This is a genomic window from Roseobacter sp. GAI101 (genome assembly GCF_000156335.1).
Lineage (GTDB): Bacteria > Pseudomonadota > Alphaproteobacteria > Rhodobacterales > Rhodobacteraceae > Sulfitobacter.
In genome coordinates, this window is sequence record NZ_DS999213.1 from 3,097,984 (window position 1) to 3,121,127 (window position 23,144).

At 59.5% G+C, this 23,144-nt stretch carries 21 protein-coding genes and 1 pseudogene; 13 read left to right on the forward strand and 9 right to left on the reverse strand.

What is annotated here, in order from left to right:
* Nucleotides 1–15 precede the first annotated feature (15 nt).
* Nucleotides 16–2,859: an aminomethyl-transferring glycine dehydrogenase gene (gcvP, locus tag RGAI101_RS14480; RefSeq protein ID WP_008228394.1), complete on the forward strand. Its 2,844-nt coding sequence runs from the start codon at nt 16–18 to the stop codon at nt 2,857–2,859.
* A 31-nt stretch (nt 2,860–2,890) separates the two neighbouring features.
* On the opposite strand, the gene RGAI101_RS14485 is transcribed toward gcvP, so the two are convergent.
* From RGAI101_RS14485 to RGAI101_RS14495, 3 genes are read right to left on the reverse strand one after another with little or no spacing between them, the layout of a single operon-like run.
* Nucleotides 2,891–3,754 carry an inositol monophosphatase family protein gene (locus RGAI101_RS14485; RefSeq protein ID WP_008225419.1) on the reverse strand — a complete coding sequence of 288 codons (864 nt, stop codon included), beginning with the start codon at nt 3,752–3,754 and terminating at the stop codon, nt 2,891–2,893.
* Nucleotides 3,755–3,789: 35 nt separating this feature from the next.
* Nucleotides 3,790–6,318, reverse strand: coding sequence for an ABC transporter permease (locus tag RGAI101_RS14490; protein WP_008225451.1), 2,529 nt, complete (start codon nt 6,316–6,318; stop codon nt 3,790–3,792).
* Entirely contained in the window at nt 6,315–6,983 is a 669-nt protein-coding gene (locus RGAI101_RS14495) for an ABC transporter ATP-binding protein (protein WP_008225972.1), read from the reverse strand. Before RGAI101_RS14495 ends, RGAI101_RS14490 begins: the two co-directional genes overlap by 4 nt.
* Before the next feature lie 48 nt (nt 6,984–7,031).
* Between RGAI101_RS14495 and RGAI101_RS14500 the strand changes: the two genes are divergently transcribed.
* The gene (locus RGAI101_RS14500) at nt 7,032–7,679 is read left to right on the forward strand and encodes an arylesterase (RefSeq protein WP_008227660.1); all 648 of its coding nucleotides are present in this window, start codon (nt 7,032–7,034) and stop codon (nt 7,677–7,679) included.
* Nucleotides 7,680–7,726: 47 nt separating this feature from the next.
* Here the strand turns inward: RGAI101_RS14500 and RGAI101_RS14505 are convergent, their stop codons facing one another.
* Nucleotides 7,727–7,933: a cold-shock protein gene (locus RGAI101_RS14505; RefSeq protein WP_008227897.1), complete on the reverse strand. Its 207-nt coding sequence runs from the start codon at nt 7,931–7,933 to the stop codon at nt 7,727–7,729.
* A gap of 285 nt (nt 7,934–8,218) precedes the next feature.
* On the opposite strand from RGAI101_RS14505, the gene RGAI101_RS14510 reads away from it, so the two are divergent.
* Together RGAI101_RS14510 and preA are read left to right on the forward strand one after the other, a co-directional pair.
* Nucleotides 8,219–9,541 (forward strand): NAD(P)-dependent oxidoreductase, encoded by a 1,323-nt coding sequence (locus tag RGAI101_RS14510; RefSeq protein ID WP_008224944.1) that lies wholly within the window; start codon nt 8,219–8,221, stop codon nt 9,539–9,541.
* Between the two features lie 22 nt (nt 9,542–9,563).
* Complete coding sequence (gene preA, locus RGAI101_RS14515) at nt 9,564–10,865, forward strand: NAD-dependent dihydropyrimidine dehydrogenase subunit PreA (protein ID WP_037228390.1); 1,302 nt, start codon at nt 9,564–9,566, stop codon at nt 10,863–10,865.
* A 6-nt stretch (nt 10,866–10,871) separates the two neighbouring features.
* Here the strand turns inward: preA and RGAI101_RS21935 are convergent, their stop codons facing one another.
* Both RGAI101_RS21935 and RGAI101_RS14525 read right to left on the reverse strand, forming a co-directional pair.
* Nucleotides 10,872–11,342 carry a hypothetical protein gene (locus RGAI101_RS21935; protein WP_157044688.1) on the reverse strand — a complete coding sequence of 157 codons (471 nt, stop codon included), beginning with the start codon at nt 11,340–11,342 and terminating at the stop codon, nt 10,872–10,874.
* Between the two features lie 118 nt (nt 11,343–11,460).
* Complete coding sequence (locus tag RGAI101_RS14525; protein ID WP_037228392.1) at nt 11,461–12,078, reverse strand: TetR family transcriptional regulator C-terminal domain-containing protein; 618 nt, start codon at nt 12,076–12,078, stop codon at nt 11,461–11,463.
* 169 nt (nt 12,079–12,247) lie between these two features.
* Here RGAI101_RS14525 and RGAI101_RS14530 point away from each other — a divergent pair, with 169 nt between their 5' ends.
* The 7 genes from RGAI101_RS14530 (at nt 12,248) to RGAI101_RS14560 (ending at nt 19,150) form a co-directional block, all read left to right on the forward strand.
* Nucleotides 12,248–13,498, forward strand: coding sequence for a Zn-dependent hydrolase (locus tag RGAI101_RS14530; protein ID WP_008225629.1), 1,251 nt, complete (start codon nt 12,248–12,250; stop codon nt 13,496–13,498).
* A 64-nt stretch (nt 13,499–13,562) separates the two neighbouring features.
* Nucleotides 13,563–13,886 (forward strand): hypothetical protein, encoded by a 324-nt coding sequence (locus RGAI101_RS14535; protein ID WP_008224917.1) that lies wholly within the window; start codon nt 13,563–13,565, stop codon nt 13,884–13,886.
* Between the two features lie 113 nt (nt 13,887–13,999).
* Nucleotides 14,000–15,460 carry a dihydropyrimidinase gene (gene hydA, locus RGAI101_RS14540; protein WP_008229111.1) on the forward strand — a complete coding sequence of 487 codons (1,461 nt, stop codon included), beginning with the start codon at nt 14,000–14,002 and terminating at the stop codon, nt 15,458–15,460.
* A gap of 108 nt (nt 15,461–15,568) precedes the next feature.
* Nucleotides 15,569–16,351 carry an ABC transporter ATP-binding protein gene (locus RGAI101_RS14545; protein WP_008226666.1) on the forward strand — a complete coding sequence of 261 codons (783 nt, stop codon included), beginning with the start codon at nt 15,569–15,571 and terminating at the stop codon, nt 16,349–16,351.
* 69 nt (nt 16,352–16,420) lie between these two features.
* On the forward strand, nt 16,421–17,287 hold the full coding sequence (locus RGAI101_RS14550; RefSeq protein WP_008225208.1) for an ABC transporter permease: 867 nt from the start codon (nt 16,421–16,423) through the stop codon (nt 17,285–17,287).
* Nucleotides 17,284–18,123: an ABC transporter permease gene (locus RGAI101_RS14555; protein ID WP_008225928.1), complete on the forward strand. Its 840-nt coding sequence runs from the start codon at nt 17,284–17,286 to the stop codon at nt 18,121–18,123. Before RGAI101_RS14550 ends, RGAI101_RS14555 begins: the two co-directional genes overlap by 4 nt.
* A gap of 37 nt (nt 18,124–18,160) precedes the next feature.
* The gene (locus RGAI101_RS14560) at nt 18,161–19,150 is read left to right on the forward strand and encodes an ABC transporter substrate-binding protein (protein WP_008224975.1); all 990 of its coding nucleotides are present in this window, start codon (nt 18,161–18,163) and stop codon (nt 19,148–19,150) included.
* Nucleotides 19,151–19,227: 77 nt separating this feature from the next.
* Here RGAI101_RS14560 and RGAI101_RS14565 read toward each other — a convergent pair whose 3' ends face one another.
* The 3 genes from RGAI101_RS14565 to ettA form a co-directional block, all read right to left on the reverse strand.
* Nucleotides 19,228–19,779 (reverse strand): L,D-transpeptidase, encoded by a 552-nt coding sequence (locus tag RGAI101_RS14565; RefSeq protein WP_008228442.1) that lies wholly within the window; start codon nt 19,777–19,779, stop codon nt 19,228–19,230.
* A 139-nt stretch (nt 19,780–19,918) separates the two neighbouring features.
* The gene (locus tag RGAI101_RS14570) at nt 19,919–20,125 is read right to left on the reverse strand and encodes a cold-shock protein (RefSeq protein WP_005851393.1); all 207 of its coding nucleotides are present in this window, start codon (nt 20,123–20,125) and stop codon (nt 19,919–19,921) included.
* A 281-nt stretch (nt 20,126–20,406) separates the two neighbouring features.
* Complete coding sequence (gene ettA / locus RGAI101_RS14575) at nt 20,407–22,062, reverse strand: energy-dependent translational throttle protein EttA (RefSeq protein WP_037228394.1); 1,656 nt, start codon at nt 22,060–22,062, stop codon at nt 20,407–20,409.
* An 88-nt stretch (nt 22,063–22,150) separates the two neighbouring features.
* On the opposite strand from ettA, the gene RGAI101_RS14580 reads away from it, so the two are divergent.
* Complete coding sequence (locus tag RGAI101_RS14580; protein ID WP_008228623.1) at nt 22,151–22,618, forward strand: MOSC domain-containing protein; 468 nt, start codon at nt 22,151–22,153, stop codon at nt 22,616–22,618.
* A gap of 195 nt (nt 22,619–22,813) precedes the next feature.
* Nucleotides 22,814–23,140: pseudogene (locus RGAI101_RS22440) on the forward strand (universal stress protein); the annotation flags it as partial.
* Between the last annotated feature and the right edge of the window lie 4 nt (nt 23,141–23,144).

Sequence of the window (23,144 nt, forward strand, 5' to 3'; positions counted from 1 at the left end):
GAGGGGCGTTGCGCCATGGTTTTCAAGCCAACCGAATATTTGCCGTATGATTTTGCCAACCGCAGACATATCGGTCCGTCTCCGGCGGAAATGTCGGACATGCTTAAGACTGTCGGGGCGCAAAGCCTTGCGGCGTTGATCGATGATACGATGCCTGCGAACATCCGGCAAAAGGACCCGTTGGCTTTCGGCAAGCCGATGTCCGAGCGCGAGGTGCTGGAGCACATGCGCGTCGTCGCAGGCAAGAACAAGGTTCTGACATCCCTGATCGGGCAGGGCTATCACGGGACGGTGACGCCGCCCGCGATCCAGCGCAATATTCTTGAGAACCCCGCATGGTACACTGCCTATACGCCCTACCAACCCGAGATCAGCCAGGGGCGTCTTGAGGCGCTTTTGAATTTCCAGACCATGATCAGTGATTTGACCGGGCTTGAGGTCGCCAATGCGTCCTTGCTGGACGAGGCGACCGCCTGCGCCGAAGCGATGACCATGTCGATGCGCGTTGCCAAGTCCAAGGCCAAGGCGTTTTTCGTTGACCGTGATTGCCACCCCCAGAACATCGCGGTGATCCAGACCCGCGCGGCCCCTTTGGGGATCGAGGTGATCATCGGGGACCCTGACAAGATGGATGCCAGTGCGGTATTCGGTGCGCTGTTCCAATATCCCGGCACCTACGGCCATGTGCGTGACTTCACGTCACACATCGCGGCGCTGCACGACGCTGGTGCTTTGGGTGTCGTGACGGCTGACCCGATGGCGCTAACCTTGTTGAAAGAGCCCGGTGCCATGGGGGCGGACATCGCCGTTGGATCGACCCAGCGGTTTGGCGTGCCCGAAGGGTATGGCGGCCCGCACGCCGCTTACATGGCCTGCAAGGATGCCTACAAACGCGCGATGCCGGGGCGGATTGTGGGCGTATCTATTGACGCCCATGGCAACCGCGCCTACCGCCTGTCCCTGCAAACCCGCGAGCAGCACATCCGCCGCGAGAAGGCCACGTCGAACGTCTGTACGGCGCAGGCACTGCTGGCCGTGATGGCGTCGATGTATGCGGTCTTTCACGGGCCCGAGGGTCTGAAGGCAATCGCGCAACGCATCCATCGCAAGGCGGTGCGGCTGGCGAACGGGTTGGAGGAAGCCGGGTTCAAGGTCGACCCAAAGGCGTTCTTTGACACGATCACCGTGGACGTTGGCCCGTTGCAGGCGGCTGTCATGAAATCCGCAGTGGATGAGGGCATTAACCTGCGCCGCGTCGGTGAAACCCGCGTCGGGATCACAATGGACGAGCGCAGCGTGCCTGCCACGATCGAGGCCGTCTGGCGTGCGTTCGGCATCGTCAAAAGCGACGAGACGTTCGAAGCGCAATACCGTTTCCCCGAGGAAATGCTGCGCGAGAGCCAGTATCTGACGCACCCGATCTTTCACATGAACCGCGCCGAAACCGAGATGATGCGCTATATGCGCCGTCTTGCCGACCGCGATCTGGCGTTGGACCGCGCAATGATCCCGCTTGGGTCCTGCACGATGAAGCTGAACTCGGCTGCGGAAATGATGCCGGTCAGCTGGCGCGAGTTCTCGATGATCCATCCGTTCGTGCCCGAGGATCAGGCGCTTGGATACAAGCATATGATCGACGACCTGTCGGCCAAGCTGTGCGATATCACCGGCTATGATGCGATTTCGATGCAGCCAAACTCGGGCGCTCAGGGGGAATATGCCGGCTTGCTGGCGATTGCCGCCTATCACCGCGCTAATGGCGACGAGCACCGAAACATCTGTCTGATCCCGATGTCGGCGCATGGTACCAACCCCGCGAGCGCCAATATGGTCGGCTGGAAGGTCGTCGTGATCAAAACCGCCGCCAACGGTGATATCGATCTGGAGGACTTCCGCGAAAAGGCTGAAAAGCACAGCGAGAATCTGGCCGGTTGCATGATCACCTATCCGTCCACCCACGGCGTGTTCGAGGAAACCGTGACCGATGTGACCCGCATCACGCATGAACACGGCGGTCAGGTCTATATTGACGGGGCGAACATGAACGCGATGGTCGGGCTTGCCCGGCCCGGCGATGTGGGCGGCGACGTGAGCCACCTGAACCTGCACAAGACGTTCTGCATTCCGCACGGCGGCGGTGGCCCCGGCATGGGCCCGATCGGCGTCAAGGCGCATCTGATCCCCCATGTGCCGGGCCATCCGAATGGCGGCGAAGGTGCGGTGTCAGCGGCCCCTTACGGGTCGCCGTCCTTGCTGCCGATCTCGTGGTCCTATTGCCTGATGATGGGCGGTGACGGGCTGACGCAAGCCACGCGGGTTGCGATCCTGAACGCCAACTACATCGCAAAGCGGCTCGAAGGGGCCTTTGATGTGCTGTACAAAGGGCCAACGGGGCGCGTCGCGCATGAATGTATCTTTGATGTACGTCCGTTTGATGACAGCGCAGGCGTTACCGTCGATGACATCGCCAAGCGCCTGATCGACGCAGGGTTCCACGCCCCCACGATGAGCTTTCCTGTCGCGGGCACGCTGATGGTCGAACCCACTGAATCAGAAACAAAGGCCGAGCTGGACCGTTTTTGCGATGCGATGTGGGCAATCCGCGAAGAAATTCGCGCGATCGAAAACGGCGATATGCCGCGCGAGAACAACGCATTGAAAAACGCGCCGCACACGGTCGAAGACCTGGTTGGCGATTGGGACCGCCCCTATAGCCGCGAACAGGGCTGCTTCCCTCCCGGTGCGTTCCGGGTGGATAAATACTGGCCGCCGGTCAATCGGGTGGACAATGTGCATGGCGATCGCAACCTGATCTGCACATGCCCTCCAATGTCGGATTATGCCGAGGCGGCAGAGTAAATTCACGCGCGCGGGGAAACCTGCGCGCGTTTCATTCGACCAGGAAACTGAACACTTTCCTCAGCCGGTTCCACGTTGTCTTGTCCGGCGCGGCCAGCAGATAGCCGCTTTTCAATGTGGCATCATACGGGCCACCCGACAGCATCTCGACATGTCCGCCGGCTTGCGCACAGATCAGCGCCCCTGCCGCGTGGTCCCAAGGATGCGTTGACCCGCTAAGCACGAAATCGGCGTTGCCCTGTGCAACCGTCCGGTATTCATGGGCCGAACAACGCAGTGAATTTGCCCGTCCAAAGCTTGGCAGTGTCGCGGCCAGTTTGACGCGCATGTCCATCCTTAACACGCCCAGCGGGACAAAACCGGTCATCTCTTCAATCGGTTTTCCCATGCTGACGCGCAGATCGCGCGGCGCTTTCAATGGGCTCTCAAGGCGTGCCGGGCCAGCGCTGTCGGCCACCACCCAGTCATCAATCACCGGGTCATAGATCACGCCGAAGGCGGGCTTGCCATAGCGGGTGACACAAAGGATCATCCCGAAAACCGTCAGCCCGTTTGCAAAATTCCACGTGCCATCCACCGGATCGATCAGGAAGGCCAAAGGCGCATCGCCGATCTTGTCGGGCAGCGACGGATCAGCGGCGACAGCCTCTTCGCCGACGATCAGGGCCGTCGGGAACAAGTGGCGCAGGGCACGGGTGATCATCGCTTCGGCAGCCAGATCGGCGGCTGTCACCAGATCATTCGGGCCGGATTTTATGTTGATGTCGGACGCGGCCAGATTGCGGAACCGCGGCATCACCTCGGCCCGTGCGGCGCGGCGCAAGATGTTGATGACATGGGCCTGCTGTGCTTTGGTCAGCGCTGGCGGCAGCGGGGCGGGCAGGGTTTCTGTCATGGTGTTGTGTTCCTTTCAGGCTGGAATGTCGGGCCTTATTCCCGGGCGCGCAGCACCTGGGCAGGTCTGGCGTTCAACGCTTTGACGGCAAAGCCGAGAGACGCCAATACCGACGCCACAGCGCCGCCGACGATAATCACAATAGCCGATGGCCACACGATGCCAAAGCTGGTTTCCATCACGAAGCGGCTGACCGCCCAACCGCCCAGGATCCCTGCAAGCAGGGCAACTGCCCCTGCGAACAGGCCCAAAAGCGCTGCCCGCAATAGAAAGCTGGTGGCGATGGCCCTGCGCGAGGCCCCGAGTGTCTTGAGCAAGGCAGCCTCGTAGCGGCGCGCATCGGCCCCTGCCGCCGCCGCGCCGATCAGGACCAAAAAACCCGTCAGCAACGTCGCCGCCGCCCCGTAGGATACCGCAGCGGCCAGCCCACTTAGCACCCCTGCGACGCGGTCGATTGCATCCCGCACGCGGATTGCGGTGATGTTGGGATATGCCGTGGCAAGATCGCGCAGAATGGCGGCTTCGGCATCGGCGTCCGCATATACGGTCGAAATGAACGTATGCGGCGCGCCACTGAGCGCGGAGGGGTTCATCGTCAGGATGAAGCCAATTCCGGCGGTGGAGAAGTCTACCTCCTGAAAGCTGGCAATGGTCCCGGTGATGTCGCGACCCAGCACGTTGATAGTCAGGGTATCGCCCAGCACCAGCCCGATTTCCTCGGCCTCTTCGGCGGCAAAGCTGATGAGGGGCGGGCCGTCATAATCGGCGGCCCACCATTCACCGGCGGTGATGATCGCATCGTCGCCGGGGGTGGCGGCATAGGTCACGCCACGATCACCCCGCACGACCCAGTGATCGCCTGCGACATCCTTGGCCGGACGGCCGTTGATTTCGGTGACAACCCCGCGCAGCATGGGGGCGGAATCAATGCGCTGCACGGCGGGATCGTCCGTCAGCCGCTTGGTGTAGCCGTCGATCTGGTCTTTCTGGATGTCGACAAAGAAATAGGACGGGGCCACCGCAGGCAGGTTGCCCGAAATCGCCTGCCGCAGATTGCCGTCGATCTGACCGACAGCCGCCAGCACCGACAACCCAAGCCCCAGCGACAACACTACGGCGCTGGCCCCTTCGCCATTGCCGCCAATCGCGGTCAGCGCCCACCGGACCCGAGGACGCCCGCGCGCCAGAAGTGAAGCGCGCTGAGCAAGCCAGCGGACAAGCGCGGCGGCAAGGGTCAGGATCAGCAAGGCACCGGCGATGCCGCCCAGCGTCCACAAGGTCAGTCTCCAACTGCCGTTGAACCAGCCTGCCAGCCCGATCAACAGCGCGACCGTCAGCGCAATCACAGCGATGTAGCGCGGTGCCGGGAACCGCGCAGCTCCGTCCCATGCATCACGAAACAGGGTCGCGGCGCGGATGTTCTCACTGCGTGCCAGCGGCCACAGCGTAAAGGCAAAGGCCGTCAGCAATCCGTAAATCGCCGCCTCGAACAAAGGTCCGGGATAGATCGCGAAGGCGGCAGGTATCGGCAGGCGAGCCGAGATCAGCGGCGCGAACACCAGCGGGGCGATTGCACCCAGGACCACACCGATGAATACTCCGAGAAGTGACAACAGGCCGATCTGGATAAAATAGGTCTGAAAGATCGTCGCGCGGTCTGCACCAAGGGCGCGCAGGGTCGCGATGACTTCGGTCTTGCCGTTCAAATACGACCGCACCGCCGCCGACACGCCGACCCCACCCACGGCCAGACCGGACAGACCGACCAGCACCAGAAACGCGCTAAGCCGTTCGACGAAACGCGACACGCCGGGGGCACCGTTGCGCGCATCGGTCCACCGCATACCGCTGTTCTCGAAACGGGTCTGGGCGGCGGCTTTCAACTGGTCAAGGTCGGTGTCCGGCGGCAGAACCAGACGGTATTTTGAATTGTAAAGCGTACCGGGGGCCAGCAGACCCGCCCCTTCAAGGCTGTCGGTGTGCAACAAAGTGCGCGGCCCAAGGGCAAAGCCGCTGGCGGCACTGTCGGGTTCGCGCAGGATCAGCGCGGTCAGGCGGAATTCCTTGGTGCCCAGCTTGAAGACATCGCCGGGGGACAGGCCAAGACGGTCGGACAAGGCACGCTCCATCACTGCGCCGGGCAGGCCGTCCGACGTGGCAAGGGCTTGATCCAGCGGCATTTCAAGGTCCAACGCCATGGTTCCGACCAAGGGATACAGGTCATCGACACCTTTGATTTGGGTCAGCGCACGATCGGCTGCAGCGCCGTCCCCGACCACGGCCATCGACCTGAATTCGACGATCTCGGACACGTCTGTTGCTTGGGCGTCAATCCAGGCGCGTTCTTCCTGCGTCGCAAAACGGTAGGTGAAATCAAGCTCGGCAGCGCCCCCCAGCAGGGCCGCGCCTTCGCGCTGCAACCCGCCTTCGATGGCTGAGCGCACGGAACCGACTGCAGCAATCGCCGCGACCCCAAGGGCGAGGCAGGCCAGAAACAGCCAAAAGCCCCGCAATCCGCCGCGCATTTCGCGGCGGGCAAAACGGCTCGCTAATTTCAGGCTCATACGATGCGCCCATCCGTCAGGGTCACGACCCGATCACAGCGCGCGGCCAGATCATCGGCGTGGGTGACCAGTACCAGCGTTGCGCCATGCTGTTCTCGCAAATCAAACAACAGTTCCATGATCGCGGCACCGTTCGTACTGTCCAGATTTCCGGTCGGTTCATCAGCCAGCAAGATTGCAGGGCGCGGGGCCGATGCCCGTGCAAGGGCGACGCGTTGCTGTTCGCCCCCCGACATCTGTGCGGGATAATGATTCAGGCGGTGGCCAAGGCCTACGGCGTAGAGCTCTGCCTCTGCGCGGTCAAATGCATCCGCGACGCCGTTCAATTCCAGCGGAGTGGCGACGTTTTCAAGCGCGGTCATCGTGGGGATCAGGTGGAACGACTGGAAGACGATGCCCATACGCCCGCGCCGGAATTTGGCCAGACCGTCTTCGGTCATCGCGGTCAGGTCTTCGCCAAGGGCGCGCACGGTGCCGCCTGTGGCTTTCTCAAGTCCGCCCATGACCATCAGCAGCGACGACTTGCCCGATCCTGACGGCCCGGTAAAGGCAACGGTTTCGCCTTGTGCAACGTTCAACGTGATCCCATGTAGGATTTCGACCTGTCCGGCATTGCCATTCAGTTTCAGGGACGCATCTTGAAGTTGGAACACCGGGTCGGTCATGGGGCTGCCTTTTGATATATGGACCCTGTTGGATATGGAGTATTCACGATGATGCGCAAGGTAATGACCGGGATTGTTCTTGTTTTATCGGGTCCCGCAGCGGCGGAGCCTCTTGTTATAGCAGCATTGGGCGACAGTCTGACGCAGGGCTACGGGCTGCCTGCCGAAGACGGGCTTGTGCCGCAGTTGCAAAGCTGGCTGGACCAGAACGGGGCCGATGTGCAGCTGATCAATGCGGGCGTGTCGGGGGATACCACGGCAGGCGGACTTTCACGCGTGGCCTGGACCATGACGCCGGATGTGGATGCGATGATTGTCGCTCTTGGCGGCAATGACCTGCTGCGCGGGCTGGACCCTGCGGTCAGCCGGGCCAATATCGACGGGATCTTGGAAGCGGCGCAGGAAGCGCAAGTCGAGGTGTTGCTGGTCGGGATGAACGCGCCGGGCAATTACGGCCCCGCATACAAAATGTCGTTTGACGCGATTTATCCTGAATTGGCAGACCAGTACGGCACCGAGTTTCTGCCCAGCTTTTTCGCGGGTCTGTCCGTGGATGGCGCGTTGCCGCCGTTGTCAGAGGTTCAGGAATTCTTTCAGCCGGACGGGGTGCACCCGAACAAGCAGGGGGTGGCCAAAATTGTCACTGCCATGGGCCCCAAGGTGCTTGATCTGATTGCAGAGATCAAAGCCGATTAAAAAACGGGCACCGAAGTGCCCGAATTCCTAGTTGATTTGAAAGGCCGTCAGGCCAGCGCGATGTTGCCCGCAGATTCGCGGCCATCGCGGCCCGCTTCGATATCGAAGGTCACTTTCTGGTTGTCAGCCAGACCTGTCAGGCCTGCGCGTTCAACGGCAGAGATGTGAACGAAAATGTCCTTGCCGCCGCCGTCAGGCGCGATAAAGCCATATCCTTTTGTCGTGTTGAACCATTTTACGGTGCCAGTGGCCATGCCCCGTTTCTCCTGTCTTTGGGCTGCCCACATTATGCGGCAGCGTGGCCCGGTCAGAACTTGATCGTACCGTGGCCCAAAGCCGTAGAGGTCGAAATTCTTACGCGTTGCACACTAAATAATGCCAGCAGTTGCGCCAAAATCAAGAGTTTTTGCCCGGTACCGCCCGATCGGCGGGCATCTGCGCATGAAATTTCACGTATTTGAAATAATTTTACCAGTTGATAAAAAAATCATTCCGTTGCACCGTTCTGTCAACAGCAAGTGACAGCAGGGGTTTGATCAATGTCGCAAAAAGTCTTTGAACCGGGAATATCTGCGGGCAGGCTTGAGGCCGACGCCTATGCGGCGCAGTTCTCGGATTTGCATCCGCCACTCGATCCGCATGCCGCGCTCGTGGCGGCGGACCGGTGCTATTTCTGCCATGATGCGCCATGCATCACGGCCTGTCCGACAGATATCGACATCCCGCTTTTCATTCGCCAGATCGCAACTGGAACGCCCGATGCAGCGGCCAAGACGATCCTGAGCCAGAACATCATGGGCGGCATGTGCGCACGGGTCTGCCCGACGGAACAGCTGTGCGAACAGGCCTGCGTGCGCGAAGAGGCCGAAGGCAAGCCGGTCAAGATTGGCCAGTTGCAGCGCTATGCCACCGACCATCTGCAAGAGCAGGGCAAGCACCCGTTCGAGCGCGGCGAAGCCACCGGCAAGCGCGTTGCCGTGGTGGGGGCTGGTCCGGCGGGGTTGTCCTGCGCGCACCGTCTGGCAATGCTGGGGCACGATGTTGTCGTGCATGACGCGCGGCCCAAGCCCGGCGGACTGAATGAATATGGTATCGCGGCCTATAAAACCCCCGATGGTTTCGCACAGGCCGAGGTGGATTGGCTGATGCAGATCGGTGGGATCACGCTGAAAAACGGGTCTGCTCTTGGGGCCGACATCACGCTTGAGGGGCTGAAGGCTGACCATGACGCGGTGTTCCTTGGCATGGGGCTGGGCGGGGTAAACGCCTTGGGCGCAACAGGTGAGAACAAGGCCGGCGTGCTGGATGCTGTCGATTTCATCGCGGACCTGCGGCAGGCCGGTGATGTGGCGCAGGTGCCGATCGGGCGCGACGTTGTCGTGATCGGCGGCGGCATGACCGCGATTGACGCCGCTGTGCAGGCCAAGCTGTTGGGCGCGTTGAACGTGACGCTGGTCTATCGTCGGGGCCGCGACCGGATGAACGCAAGCGTCTTCGAACAAGATCTGGCGGCCTCGAAAGGCGTGCGCATCGTCAACCATGCCGTGCCTGTCGCGGTGCATGGAAATGGCGCGGTGCGCGAGATCGAATTTGAATATGTCGATGCGGACATGAAAGGCACCGGCCAAATGCTGCGCCTTGCCGCGGATCAGGTGTTCAAGGCCATCGGTCAGACGCTGGAAGGGGACGCGCTGCCCGCGCTTGAAGGGCGCAAGATCAAGGTCGACGGTACCGGGCGCACCAGTGTGGACGGCATCTGGGCCGGGGGCGATTGCGCCAGCGGTGGCGATGATCTGACCGTGACAGCCGTGGCCGAAGGGCGCGATGCGGCGATCGATATTCATATGGCATTGGTGGGTTAACCTACCCGACGGGAGAACGCAGATGGCGGATCTAAGAAGCGACTTTGTGGGTATCAAAAGCCCGAACCCATTCTGGCTGGCCTCGGCCCCGCCAACCGACAAGGAATACAACGTGCGCCGCGCCTTCGAGGCAGGCTGGGGCGGTGTGGTCTGGAAAACACTGGGCATCGACCCGCCTGTGGTCAACGTGAACGGCCCGCGCTATGGCGCGATTTACGGTGCTGATCGCCGGTTGCTGGGCCTCAACAACATCGAATTGATCACAGACCGCCCGCTTGCGCAGAACCTGCAAGAGATCAAATCGGTCAAACGCGACTATCCTGATCGCGCGATGGTCGTGTCACTGATGGTGCCTTGCGAAGAAGAGCCCTGGAAATACATTCTGCCACTGGTAGAAGAAACCGGTGCCGATGGGGTCGAACTGAACTTTGGCTGTCCGCATGGCATGTCCGAACGTGGCATGGGCGCGGCCGTCGGCCAGGTCCCGGAATACATCGAGATGGTCACCCGCTGGGTCAAGGCCAGCACGCGGATGCCCGTGATCGTCAAACTGACGCCGAACATTGCCGACATCCGCAAACCGGCCGAGGCGGCGTTGCGCGGCGGTGCCGACGCGGTAAGCTTGATCAACACGATCAACTCCATCACCTCGGTTGATCTGGACCTGTTCGCGCCAGAGCCGACGATTGATGGCAAAGGGGCACATGGCGGCTATTGCGGTCCGGCGGTCAAACCGATTGCGCTGAACATGGTGGCCGAGATCGCGCGCGACCCCGGGCTGTCGCAGGTCCCGATCAGCGGGATTGGTGGCGTGACCACATGGCGCGACGCAGCCGAGTTTATGGCGCTTGGGGCCGGAAACGTGCAGGTCTGTACCGCCGTGATGACCTATGGTTTCAAAATCGTTCAGGAAATGATCAGCGGATTGTCTGAGTATCTGGACGACAAGGGCATGACTTCCGTCGATCAATTGGTCCGCCGCGCGGTCCCGAATGTGACGGACTGGAACCAGCTGAACCTGAACTATGTCGCCAAGGCGAAGATCAACGAGGACCTGTGCATTTCCTGCGGTCGTTGCTTTGCGGCTTGCGAAGATACCTCGCACCAGGCCATTGCCATGTCCGAAGATCGCACCTTTTCGGTGATTGATGCGGAGTGTGTGGCTTGCAACCTGTGCGTCAACGTCTGCCCCGTCGAGAATTGCATCACGATGGAGACGATGGCCCCTGGCACGACTGATCCGCGTACGGGAAAGGTTGTCGAAAAAGAATATGCCAACTGGACGACCCATCCTAACAACCCTGCAGCAACAGCGGCAGAATAAGGCGGGTCAGGCCTTTTTAGTGTTCTTGAAATTCATCAGAATGTCCGCTGTCGGCAACGGCAGCGGGCCTTCTGCTTTCGGAAGCTTGGGTTCAGGATCGGCGGGCGCGTCCCCGCTGACGATGCCATCCACCATGGCTTCTGCACGCGCGTTCTGCATGGCAGTAATCGCGTAGCGGCGCGCGTCGTCATCGTTCATCGCTTTGTTCTGGATAGAAGTTTTCGCGTTCACGACGGACTTTGCCGTGGCGTTCGACATTGCCAAACGCTCTGCATTTGCCTGGGCAGACGCGTAGCCGGATGATCCGCTGCCGGACCCGGCACCATTGTCTGTGGATGATCCGCCATTTCCGCTTGAGGACGAACTTGAGGTCGGGGGTATGCTTGTCGTTGGGGTCGCCGCACTGGTCGCTGCTGGCGCAGGTGCCAAAGGCGTTTGCGGCGGCAGCAGAGTGCTGACAGATGATATGGATACCATTTTCTTACTCCGTTAGGTCAAAGTTTGATCGCCCACCACCACGCGGTAACTGGTTATCATTCTGTGTTAATCGGAGATCAAAAACATCTGTTTTCTGAAAGGCTAGTTAACTAATCCTTTAGGGGCGAAGCATTTTCCCGAACATGGCGCTTAGGTGGTCGGAGGCGCTTTGATGCGGGTCAGCATCTTTTCCCAGCAAAACGGACACTTGGGCGGCGAAATCGGCGTAATGCTGCGTGGCGGCCCAGATCGAAAAGATCAGGTGGTGCGGGTCCAGCGGCGCGATTTTCCCGGCATCTATCCAGCCTGCAATAACCGCACATTTTTCATCAAATAGAGGCTTTAGATCGCTTTCCAGATGGGGGCCCATCCGCGGCGCGCCTTGCAGGATTTCGCCCGCAAACAGCCGGCTTTCGCGGGGCAGGTCGCGGGCCATGTCCAGTTTGCGCTGCACATAGGCAAGAATTTCGGTCTGCGGATCGCCGTCCGGATCAAGTTCGACCAAAGGGTCAAGCCATGTCTCCATAAGCTGGCTCAATAGGGTCAGGTGAATGTCTTCCTTGCCCTGAAAGTAATACAGGATGTTGGGTTTGCTCAGCCCGGCCTCGGTTGCAATCTGGTCCAGCGTGGCCCCCCGATAGCCCTGCTTCGAGAATACTTCGAGCGCGGCATCCAGGATGACACGGCGGTTGCGCTTTTGGATGCGGCTTGGTTTTTTCTGTGTGCCATCGGGCATCTGCGCGTGTTCCTTTGTTGTTGCCTTAAAATCCGGCACTCTTTCAGAGCGGGGCGGATTCTTCCGAAAGCAATTCTTGACAGACACCAACCTAAACGTAATCGTGTATTTACCAAATGGTAAAAATTTTACGTCTTTCGCAAGATTGATTTAGACAAAGGATCCTCCTATGGCCGCGCCCGGTGAAAACCTGAAGATCAACCCCGACCGTTTGTGGGACAGTCTGATGGAGATGGCCCAGATCGGGCCCGGTGTGGCGGGCGGGAACAACCGGCAGACCCTGACCGACGAAGATGCCGAAGGTCGCGCGTTGTTCCAGAAATGGTGCGAGGATGCAGGCTGCACCATGGGGCTGGACCAGATGGGCAACATGTTCGCGCAGCGCGACGGCACGGACCCGGATGCGCTGCCGGTCTATGTTGGGTCGCATCTGGACACCCAGCCGACCGGCGGCAAATACGATGGCGTGTTGGGGGTCTTGGGCGGGCTAGAAATTCTGCGCACGATGAATGATCTGGGCATCAAGACAAAACACCCGGTCGTCGCGACGAACTGGACCAACGAGGAAGGCACGCGCTTTGCGCCTGCGATGCTGTCTTCGGGGGTGTTTGCGGGCATTCATACCCAGGATTGGGCCTATGCCAAGACCGACGCCAAGGGGGCGACGTTCGGAGACGAGCTGAAGCGCATTGGCTGGCAGGGCGAAGAGCAAGTCGGCGCGCGCAAGATGCATGCGTTCTTTGAGCTGCACATCGAACAAGGTCCGATACTGGAAGCCGAAGGCAAGGATATTGGCGTCGTCACCCACGGGCAGGGCCTGTCCTGGACGCAGATCACCGTAACAGGCAAGGACGCGCACACCGGATCCACCCCGATGCCGTTGCGCAAGAATGCCGGGCTTGGCATGGCGCGGATCCTGGAAAAAGTTGACCAGATCGCATGGTCCCACGCGCCCCATGCGGTGGGGGCTGCGGGGCATATAGATGTTTACCCGAATTCGCGGAATGTGATTCCCGGAAAGGCCGTCTTTACAGTGGATTTCAGATCGCCGGACCTTGTCGTGATTGAAAAGATGGAAGCGCAGTTGCGGGTCGATGCGCAGAAGATCGCGGACGACATGGGGCTGGAGATCGCGTTCGAGAAAGTTGGCGGATTTGATCCTGTAACCTTTGACGAGGGCTGCGTTTCGGCCATCAGATCCGCTGCCGAGCGGTTGGGGTATTCGCATATGGATATCATCTCGGGGGCGGGGCATGACGCGTGCTGGATTAACCGGGTGGCACCATCCGCGATGGTGATGTGCCCTTGTGTCGACGGTTTGAGCCATAACGAGGCGGAAGAGATCACGAAGGACTGGGCCAGGGCAGGGGCGGATGTGTTGCTGCATGCGGTGCTTGAGACAGCGGAGATCGTCGGGTGAGACAAGACGTTTTCTTTGAAAGAAAACGGACCGGAATTTTCAAAAAATTCCGTGGTGGCGCGTGATGCTGGAAGCCGGGCTTTCCATCGCGGAGCGGATCACCGCATTGATCGAAGCAGAACTGGGAGAGGCCGCCTTGAGCGAAGATCAGGTCTTTCGGAGAACCGCCGAAGATTTTCGCAAGACGTTACGGGTGCCGCGCGAGATCAAGGTGAATTTCAGCGGCGGGATCACACAGACATGCTGGTCGGTGTCGCGCGGGGATGGCACGTACCGCGTGGTGTATATGCCGATTGCGGGGTATTTCTCGCTTTGTGTGGAGAGCGATTTCGGCCCATTGGATATTGGGGTGCATGGGCCGGCATTGGGGTGTTTCGGGTCGGTTTGATGGGACTGTCCCGCATGTCTGGGGGCCACCCCATTGCGTGCAGGTGGGGGCCAGCCCCCACACCCCCGGGATTTTGAACCATTTGGAATAAGATATCAGACGGGAGTTTCGAGATGAGCAAGGTGATCAAGGGCGGAATGGTTTGCACGGCAGACCGGACTTGGAAAGCGGATGTGTTGATCGAAGGCGAAATCATCAAGCAGATCGGGGAAGATCTGGTTGGAGACGAGTATATCGACGCCGAGGGGGCCTATGTCATTCCCGGTGGCATTGACCCGCACACGCATCTTGAGATGCCCTTTATGGGTACCACGGCGGCCGAGACATTCGAAAGCGGGACCTGGGCTGCCGCGGTCGGTGGGACGACCATGATCGTGGATTTCTGTCTGCCCGGGGCGGATGGGTCGATCAAGAACGCGATCAATGAATGGCACCGCAAGTCGGCCCCGCAAATCTGTTCCGATGTCGGGTACCACATGGCGATCACCGGTTGGAACGAGAATGTCTTTGACGAGATGAAGGATGCCGTCGACATGGGCGTGAACTCCTTCAAGCATTTCATGGCCTATAAAGGGGCTTTGATGGTCGAGGATGACGAGATGTTCGCGTCGTTCCAGCGTTGTGCCGAATTGGGTGCCCTGCCGATGGTGCATGCCGAGAATGGCGATCTGGTCGCCGCTTTGCAGGAAAAATACTTCAATCAGGGGATTACGGGGCCCGAAGGCCATGCGTATTCGCGGCCTCCGGAGTTGGAAGGTGAAGCGGCGAACAGGGCAATCACCATTGCCGATGCCGCGGGTGTGCCGCTGTATATCGTGCATGTGTCTTGCGAGCAGACCCACGAGGCGATCCGGCGGGCGCGGCAGAAAGGCATGCGGGTATACGGCGAGCCTTTGATCCAGTTTCTGACACTGGACGAATCCGAGTATTTCAACAAGGACTGGGACCATGCCGCACGGCGTGTCATGTCGCCACCGTTCCGGTCCAAGGACCATCAGGACAGTTTGTGGGCTGGTCTGCAATCGGGGTCGTTGCAGGTGGTGGCAACAGATCACGCGGCGTTTTCGACGGCGCAGAAGCGCGCGGGCAAGGATGACTTCCGGATCATTCCCAACGGATCGAACGGACTTGAGGAGCGTCTTGCCGTGTTGTGGACCGAGGGTGTCGAGACGGGCCGTTTGACGCCGAATGAATTCGTTGCGGCGACATCGACCAACGTGGCGAAGATTTTGAACATCTATCCGCGCAAGGGCGCGATTGTCGAAGGCGCGGATGCGGATATCGTGGTGTGGGACCCGAAGATCAGCAAGACGATATCGCCGGCGAACCACCATTCGGTTCTGGATTATAACGTGTTCGAGGGTTTCAACGTTACCGCGCAAAGCCGCTATACGCTGAGCCGGGGCGAGGTTATCTGGGCCTGGGGGCAGAATTCGCAGCCTAACCCGGGCCGCGGGCGATTTGTGCCGCGGCCTGCTTTTCCTTCGGCCAATCTGGCGTTGAGCAAGTGGAAAGAGCTTACTGCGCCCAAGATGATCAAGCGTGATCCGTTGAATATCCCGGCAGGGATTTGACCCCATCCAAAGGAAGTGATCACCTGTTCTGATGCGGTTGATTGAAATACAAAAGAAAGAGAATACCAAAGTGCAAGTGATCTACCGGATGGGCCGCAGGGCAGACATATGACCAGCGCGCCTGTTATCTCAGCCAAGAACCTGTCGCTGACATTCGAAACGAACGATGGCCCCGTGCATGCCTTGAAAGATGTTTCGCTGGACATCGAGAAAGGCGATTTCGTCAGCTTTATCGGCCCATCTGGGTGTGGGAAGACGACGTTTTTACGCTGCATGGCGGATCTTGAGCAACCGACCGACGGTATTATCACGGTCAATGGCGTGAGCGCGGCCGAAGCCCGGCGGGCGCGGGCCTACGGCTATGTGTTTCAGGCCGCCGGCCTTTATCCGTGGCGGACCATTGGCGGCAATATCCGGCTGCCCCTTGAGATCATGGGGTATTCCAAGGCCGATCAGGCTGAGCGAATTGCGCGGGTGTTGGAGTTGGTCGAACTGTCTGGGTTCGAGAAGAAATTCCCGTGGCAATTGTCGGGCGGGATGCAGCAGCGGGCCAGCATCGCGCGGGCGTTGGCGTTTGATGCGGATATCCTGTTGATGGACGAACCGTTTGGCGCGTTGGACGAGATTGTGCGCGATCACTTGAACGAGCAATTGTTGCGGCTGTGGGCGCGGACGGAAAAGACGATCGCCTTTGTCACCCATTCGATCCCCGAAGCGGTGTATCTGAGCACCAAGATCGTCGTGATGAGCCCAAGGCCGGGGCGCATAACCGACGTGATCGAGAGCCCGCTGCCGCGCGAGCGGCCCCTGGAGATACGCGAGACTCCGGAATTTCTGGAGATCGCGCACCGGGTGCGTGAAGGATTGCGGGCGGGGCATGGCGATGTCTGAGCGCGTGTTTTTGGCTGAGCGGCCCTTCGGGGAGGATATTTTTGAGCCAGAGAAGCGGGGGACTTGCGCGTGAGGCAAAGCTTTTGGCCCGTCGTGACCGTGGTCGGTTTGCTGTTGGTGATCTGGTATGCAGCCGCAGTCTGGCTGAATTCGGACTGGACCTATGACAAGGCGACGCGGTCGGGGGAGACGGTGACCGCCACGTCCCTTGTGGCGGATACATGGGCGCAGAAGAAGCCGAAACTGCCCGCGCCGCATCAGGTCGCGGCCGAGATTTGGGAGACCACCGTTCTGAAGAATATCACTTCGAAGCGGTCCTTGGTCTATCATTCCTGGGTGACGTTAAGTGCGACTTTGCTGGGGTTCGGATTGGGAACAGTACTGGGCACGCTGCTAGCTGTGGGGATCGTGTTCAACCGGACGATGGACATGTCGGTGATGCCCTGGGTGATCGCCAGCCAGACCATCCCCATTCTGGCGATTGCGCCGATGATCATCGTGGTGCTGAATGCCGTTGGCATTTCGGGACTGCTGCCCAAGGCGATGATCAGCATGTACCTGTCGTTCTTTCCGGTTGTCGTCGGCATGGTCAAAGGGCTGCGCAGCCCCGACCAGATGCAGTTGGACCAGATGCGGACCTGGCATGCCAGCGCGTCCCAGACGTTCTGGCGGCTGCGGCTGCCCGCGTCGATGCCGTATTTCTTTACCTCGCTAAAGATCGCGATGGCGGCGTCCTTGGTGGGGGCCATTGTCGGTGAGTTGCCAACGGGCGCGGTTGCGGGCCTTGGGGCGCGGTTGCTGGCGGGCAGTTACTACGGTCAGACCATCCAGATCTGGAGCGCGTTGATCATGGCTGCAGCCTTGGCGGCGGCGCTGGTGGGAATGATCGGATTGGTCCAGCGGGTGACGTTGAAACGCATGGGGATGGCGCAATGATCTGGTTGATTTTCGCCATTGCGGCCTGGGCTTTGGGCTGGTGGGTGAACGTCCGGCTGGCGCGGGGGCGGGCCGGGCGCTTGCGTTCTTTGGCGGCACCAATGGTGTTCGGGGTCACCCTGATCGCTGTTTGGGAAGGCGTGGTGCGCGGGCTCGAGATTTCGCCGGTGCTGCTGCCGACGCCGACGGCGATTGCCGCGCGTTTTGCCGCATCGCTTGATGTGCTATGGGTCGATTTTGTGCAGACCGTGCTGAAGGGCGCGCTTTCGGGCTATGTTCTTGGCTGTGGTGCCGCGTTCTTGATCGCGGTGGCGATTGACCGCTTTCCGTTCTTGCAGCGCGGGCTGCTGCCAGTGGGCAATTTCGTTGCCGCCCTGCCGGTGATCGGTATGGCCCCCATTCTGGTGATGTGGTTCGGGTTCGACTGGCAGTCCAAGGCGGCTGTGGTCGTGGTCATGGTGTTCTTTCCGATGCTGGTCAACACCGTGCAGGGGTTGCAGGCCACCGAGGCAATGCAGCGCGATCTGATGCGCACCTATGCGGCCAGCTATTGGGCAACGCTATTCAAGCTGCGCCTGCCTGCCGCGATGCCTTTTGTGTTCAACGGGCTCAAGATCGGAACGACACTCGCCTTGATCGGCGCGATTGTTGCCGAATTTTTCGGCTCTCCGGTCAAGGGGATGGGGTTTCGGATATCGACCTCGGTCGGGCAGCTTGCGCTTGATCTGGTCTGGGCAGAGATTGTCGTTGCGGCAATTGCGGGGTCGGCCTTTTATGGGGCGATGTCGCTGATCGAGAAGGCGGTGACCTTCTGGCATCCAAGCCAAAGAAACTGATGACGATTAAAAAACCAACCAACAGGGAGTTCAAGAAATGAAAAAACTATCAACTTATATTGCAGGGGCCGCCGTGGGCCTGATGGGCACGATGGCCCATGCGGCTGACGATGTGACATTGCAGCTGAAATGGGTCACGCAGGCCCAGTTTGCCGGCTACTATGTGGCATTGGAAAAGGGCTTCTATGAAGAAGAAGACCTGAACGTCACGATCAAGCCAGGCGGCCCGGATATCGCGCCGACGCAGGTGCTTGCCGGTGGTGGCGCGGATGTGACGGTGGAATGGATGCCTGCTGCATTGGCCGCGCGCGAAAAGGGTCTGGGGATGGTGAACATCGCCCAGCCGTTCAAATCCTCGGGTATGATGTTGACCTGCCGCAAGGATGCCGGCGTCACGACGACCGATGACTTCAAGGGCAAGACACTGGGCGTTTGGTTTTTCGGGAATGAATTCCCGTTCCTGAGCTGGATGAGCAAGCTTGGCCTGCCCACGGAAGGTGGCGAAGACGGCGTGACGGTGCTGAAGCAGGGGTTCAACGTCGACCCGTTGCTGCAGAACCAGGCGGCTTGCGTGTCGACCATGACCTACAACGAATATTGGCAGGTGATTGATGCGGGCCTGACGCCTGAGGATTTGACCGTGTTCAAATACGAAGACCAGGGCGTGGCGACGTTGGAAGACGGGCTTTATGCCTTGGAAGAAAACCTGTCTGATCCTGCCTTTGAGGACAAGATGGTACGGTTCGTGCGCGCCTCGATGAAGGGCTGGAAATACGCCGAAGAGAATTCGGACGAGGCTGCTGAAATCGTGCTTGAGTATGATGCATCCGGTGCCCAGACCGAAGAGCACCAGAAGCGTATGATGGGCGAAGTGGCCAAGCTGACGGCGGGCAGCAATGGCGCGCTGGACGAGGCCGATTACGAGCGGACAGTGGAATCGCTGCTGTCTGGCGGATCTGATCCTGTAATCACGATGGCACCGACCGGTGCCTGGACCCATGCCATCACCGACAAGGCCTTGAACTAAGAATTCAGGGTAACGCCAATAAGAAAAGGCCGGTGGAAACACCGGCCTTTTTTGTTGTTCAGATCAAATGTTCCTATTTAGAGAACCGTAACGGTCGTCCCGATTGGCACACGTTGGTACAGATCCTTAACGTGGTCATTGATCATCCGGATGCAGCCGTTTGACACGGACCGCCCGATGCTGCTGGGCTGTGTCGTGCCGTGAATACGGAAATAAGTGTCACGACCGTTCTGGAACAGATAAAGCGCGCGGGCCCCCAGCGGATTGTCCGGGCCTCCGGGCTGCGCTTCGGTGTTGCCGACGAAACGGGCATAGGCTTTGGGGTCGCGTTCAATCATCTCGTCCGTCGGGCGCCATGTCGGCCATTCCTTCTTGACGGAAATCGTCGCGGTTCCGGTGAACTCAAGACCGGCTTTGCCGACACCGACGCCATAACGCATGGCCTGACCGGGGGCCGTGACGAGGTAAAGGTAATGGCTGCGCGGTAGAATCAGCATTTCTCCCACGGCGTACTGGCCTTTGACTGACACCAACTGAGGGGTCGGATCATAGGCGGCACCCTGCGCAATAAGGGCGTGTGGAAAGGCAAGTGCGGCTAAAGAACCCGCGATAAAGCTACGGCGGCGCATGGGATGCTCCTGATATTACATGTGACTGGTACAAGTTTGCCACTTGGATGATGTTTGGCAAGCCTAGGGTACAAAAAAACCGGCTACCCCCGATGGGGCAGCCGGTCAATTCTTCGTGTGGGCCGAAGCCCGGCAAGGCTTACGCCAGTGCGATGTTCGACGCGGATTCGCGGCCGTCACGGCCAGCTTCGATGTCGAACGTCACTTTCTGGTTGTCGGCCAGACCTGTCAGGCCTGCGCGCTCAACAGCAGAAATATGTACGAATACATCTTTGCTGCCGCCATCGGGTGCGATAAAGCCGAAGCCTTTTGTTGTGTTGAACCATTTTACGGTGCCAGTGGCCATATCCGTAGTCTCCTATAGTATGCCATCCGCATCGTGCGATGGCTTGGCGTGGTCGGTCTGGATCGAAGTCTGAACGCCGTAATAGGAGACAGTGGGTCGAAAAAGAATAACGTTTGCCCCCCTTATATGACAGGTCGCTTAGATTCGCGCAAGGGGGACGTCACGCGCAGCGTTCCGCAGGCCGAAGTCGGCTGCGGGGCCGCATATACAGGGCCTGAAACGCAAAACGGAGGCACCTTTCGGCCCCTCCGTCATATTTAACATAATTGTGATGGGCTGGATCAGCGCGAGAACTTCTTGTGCTTCAGGCGCTTTGGTTCCATCGCATCATCGCCCAAGCGGCGCTTTTTGTCTTCTTCGTAATCCGAGAAACCACCTTCGAACCATTCGACATGGGCGTTGCCTTCGAATGCCAGGATATGCGTGCAAATCCGGTCAAGGAAGAAACGGTCGTGTGAAATGACCACGGCGCACCCGGCGAAATCAACCAAGGCGTCTTCGAGGGCGCGCAGGGTTTCAACATCCAAGTCGTTGGTCGGTTCATCGAGCAGCAGCACGTTGCCGCCTTCTTTCAGAAGACGCGCCATGTGCACGCGGTTGCGTTCACCGCCAGACAGCAAGCCGACTTTCTTCTGCTGATCGCCGCCCTTGAAGTTGAACGCACCGCAATAGGCCCGGGAGTTCACTTCGGCATCACCCAGTTTGATAATCTCGGCCCCGCCGGAAATCGCCTGCCAGACGTTGTCCTCCGGGTTCAGATCGTCGCGCGACTGGTCGACATAGGACAGGTCCACAGTGTTGCCCAAGGTGATCGAGCCCTTGTCGGGCTCTTCGTTGCCGGTGATCATCTTGAACAGGGTCGATTTACCCGCACCGTTGGGGCCGATCACGCCGACGATCCCACCGGGAGGAAGCGAGAATTCCAGATTTTCCACCAACAGCTTGTCGCCCATGGCTTTGGACAGGCCTTCGACCTCAAGCACCTTGCTGCCCAAACGTGGGCCGTTGGGAATGACGATCTGGGCGCGGGTCAAGCGTTCGCGCTCTGAACTGTCGGCCATTTCGTTATAGGACTTGATCCGCGCTTTGGATTTCGCCTGACGGGCCTTGGCCCCCTGACGCATCCACTCAAGTTCGCGCGACAGTGTCTTTTGCTTGGATTTGTCTTCGCGGGCTTCCTGCTCGAGCCGTTTGGCCTTCTGGTCGATCCAGTTGGAATAGTTGCCCTCGTAAGGGATACCATTGCCGCGGTCCAACTCGAGAATCCAGCTGGTGATGTTGTCCAGGAAGTAACGGTCGTGGGTGACGATCAGGATGGTGCCCTTGTAGTCGATCAGGTGCTGTTGCAGCCAGGCGATGGTTTCCGCGTCCAGGTGGTTGGTCGGTTCATCGAGCAGCAGCATTTCGGGTGCTTCAAGCAGCAGCTTGCACAGCGCGACGCGGCGGGCTTCACCGCCCGAAAGGGTCGTTACGTCAGCGTCGTCGGCGGGGCAGCGCAATGCTTCCATCGACACGTCGATCTGGCTGTCGAGATCCCAGAGGTTTTCCGCGTCGATCTGGTCTTGCAGTGCTGCCATCTCGTCTGCGGTTTCATCCGAATAGTTCATCGCCAGTTCATTGTAGCGATCCAGGATGTCCTTTTTCTTTTTCACACCCAGCATGACGTTTTCACGCACGGTCAGGGCAGGGTCCAGATAGGGTTCCTGCTCGAGGTAGCCAACCTTGGCACCCTCGGCGACCCATGCCTCGCCCGAGAAATCCTTGTCCTGGCCTGCCATGATCCGCATCAAGGTGGACTTACCCGACCCGTTGACGCCGACCACACCGATTTTCACGCCGGGAAGGAAGTTGAGGTTGATGTTGTCGAAACACTTCTTGCCGCCCGGATAGGTCTTTGAGACACCGGACATGTGATAGACATATTGAAAGGCGGCCATTGGGAATCCTCGGATAAGCTGCATTTTGGTTTGTTGTGCAATATCGCCCAAACCGGGCAAGATCAAACACTCAATATATGGGACGCAGATGGCGGATTTGAAGGCGTTGATTGAAGGTTATTCGCAGCCGGGGCAGGTGGAATGGATCGGTCTGCGGTCCGCGCGGCGCAAGCCGATGCAGCCGGTCGACCAGGTGATGGTGACGGAGGCCGGGCTGGAGGGCGATCATGGCCGCCCCGGTAAGCGCGCCGTGACCCTGATACAGGCGGAACATCTGGCCCCCATCGGGGCGATGCTGGGACAGGGTGCCGTGGCCCCTGACATTTTGCGGCGCAATATTGTCGTGGCTGGCATCAACCTGTCTGCACTCAAGGGCAGGCAGGTACAAATTGGTACGGCGGTGCTGTCCATTGACGTGATCTGCGCGCCATGCAGCCGGATGGAGGAAGCTTTGGGCAAAGGCGGTTATTCCGCTGTGCGGGGGCACGGGGGGTGGTGCGCCAGCGTCATCCGCCCCGGCCTGATCTGCCTGACGGACTCAGTCACGCCGATATAAGGGCCTTTAATCATAGGTTTTCGGCGTAATTTGGCTGCGTTCAAGCGCGAGGCAGGCGATTTTCCTGCGATTTATTTAAAAATCAGGCAAACAAATTCCCAACTCTGGTCTAAGCTGTTTCTATCTAGAGGTGATTTTGCTTCTGGTGAAATGCGACCCGCAAGAGGCCGCGCCAACGACAAGAGGGACAATATAATGACAACATCCACCATTGTTGTGGGTCTTGATGGCGGGGAAGCCGGCGCGCGCGCGCTTGCCTTTGCGTCGAAGCAGGCCCAACTGATCGGAGACTGTGCGCTGAAGCTGGTCTATGTGATCGAGTGGTCGCCGTTCAGCTTTCAGACCCCGGAAGAAAATGACCAGCGTCACAAGCGCCGCGAAGAGGAATTATCGCTGGCGCGGGCACGCATCATGGACCCGGCGGTGAAATCCGCGACCGACAGCGGTCTGACCGTCGAAGGGATCGTCAAGCACGGCGATGTGGCGGATATTTTGAATGATGTGGCCAAAAAACACGGCGCGCAGC

Excerpts from the sequence above, each read along its gene's own strand:
- ettA (WP_037228394.1), bottom strand. The coding sequence starts at position 22,062 with ATGGCCGCCTTTCAATATGTCTATCACATGTCCGGTGTCTCAAAGACC.
- RGAI101_RS14555 (WP_008225928.1), top strand. The coding sequence starts at position 17,284 with ATGATCTGGTTGATTTTCGCCATTGCGGCCTGGGCTTTGGGCTGGTGG.
- RGAI101_RS14500 (WP_008227660.1), top strand. The coding sequence starts at position 7,032 with ATGATGCGCAAGGTAATGACCGGGATTGTTCTTGTTTTATCGGGTCCC.
- RGAI101_RS14535 (WP_008224917.1), top strand. The coding sequence starts at position 13,563 with ATGCTGGAAGCCGGGCTTTCCATCGCGGAGCGGATCACCGCATTGATC.
- RGAI101_RS14510 (WP_008224944.1), top strand. The coding sequence starts at position 8,219 with ATGTCGCAAAAAGTCTTTGAACCGGGAATATCTGCGGGCAGGCTTGAG.
- RGAI101_RS14495 (WP_008225972.1), bottom strand. The coding sequence starts at position 6,983 with ATGACCGACCCGGTGTTCCAACTTCAAGATGCGTCCCTGAAACTGAAT.
- RGAI101_RS21935 (WP_157044688.1), bottom strand. The coding sequence starts at position 11,342 with ATGGTATCCATATCATCTGTCAGCACTCTGCTGCCGCCGCAAACGCCT.
- RGAI101_RS14560 (WP_008224975.1), top strand. The coding sequence starts at position 18,161 with ATGAAAAAACTATCAACTTATATTGCAGGGGCCGCCGTGGGCCTGATG.
- RGAI101_RS14525 (WP_037228392.1), bottom strand. The coding sequence starts at position 12,078 with ATGCCCGATGGCACACAGAAAAAACCAAGCCGCATCCAAAAGCGCAAC.
- preA (WP_037228390.1), top strand. The coding sequence starts at position 9,564 with ATGGCGGATCTAAGAAGCGACTTTGTGGGTATCAAAAGCCCGAACCCA.
- RGAI101_RS14570 (WP_005851393.1), bottom strand. The coding sequence starts at position 20,125 with ATGGCCACTGGCACCGTAAAATGGTTCAACACAACAAAAGGCTTCGGC.
- RGAI101_RS14545 (WP_008226666.1), top strand. The coding sequence starts at position 15,569 with ATGACCAGCGCGCCTGTTATCTCAGCCAAGAACCTGTCGCTGACATTC.
- hydA (WP_008229111.1), top strand. The coding sequence starts at position 14,000 with ATGAGCAAGGTGATCAAGGGCGGAATGGTTTGCACGGCAGACCGGACT.
- RGAI101_RS14490 (WP_008225451.1), bottom strand. The coding sequence starts at position 6,318 with ATGAGCCTGAAATTAGCGAGCCGTTTTGCCCGCCGCGAAATGCGCGGC.
- gcvP (WP_008228394.1), top strand. The coding sequence starts at position 16 with ATGGTTTTCAAGCCAACCGAATATTTGCCGTATGATTTTGCCAACCGC.
- RGAI101_RS14565 (WP_008228442.1), bottom strand. The coding sequence starts at position 19,779 with ATGCGCCGCCGTAGCTTTATCGCGGGTTCTTTAGCCGCACTTGCCTTT.
- RGAI101_RS14580 (WP_008228623.1), top strand. The coding sequence starts at position 22,151 with ATGGCGGATTTGAAGGCGTTGATTGAAGGTTATTCGCAGCCGGGGCAG.
- RGAI101_RS14530 (WP_008225629.1), top strand. The coding sequence starts at position 12,248 with ATGGCCGCGCCCGGTGAAAACCTGAAGATCAACCCCGACCGTTTGTGG.
- RGAI101_RS14505 (WP_008227897.1), bottom strand. The coding sequence starts at position 7,933 with ATGGCCACTGGCACCGTAAAATGGTTCAACACGACAAAAGGATATGGC.
- RGAI101_RS14485 (WP_008225419.1), bottom strand. The coding sequence starts at position 3,754 with ATGACAGAAACCCTGCCCGCCCCGCTGCCGCCAGCGCTGACCAAAGCA.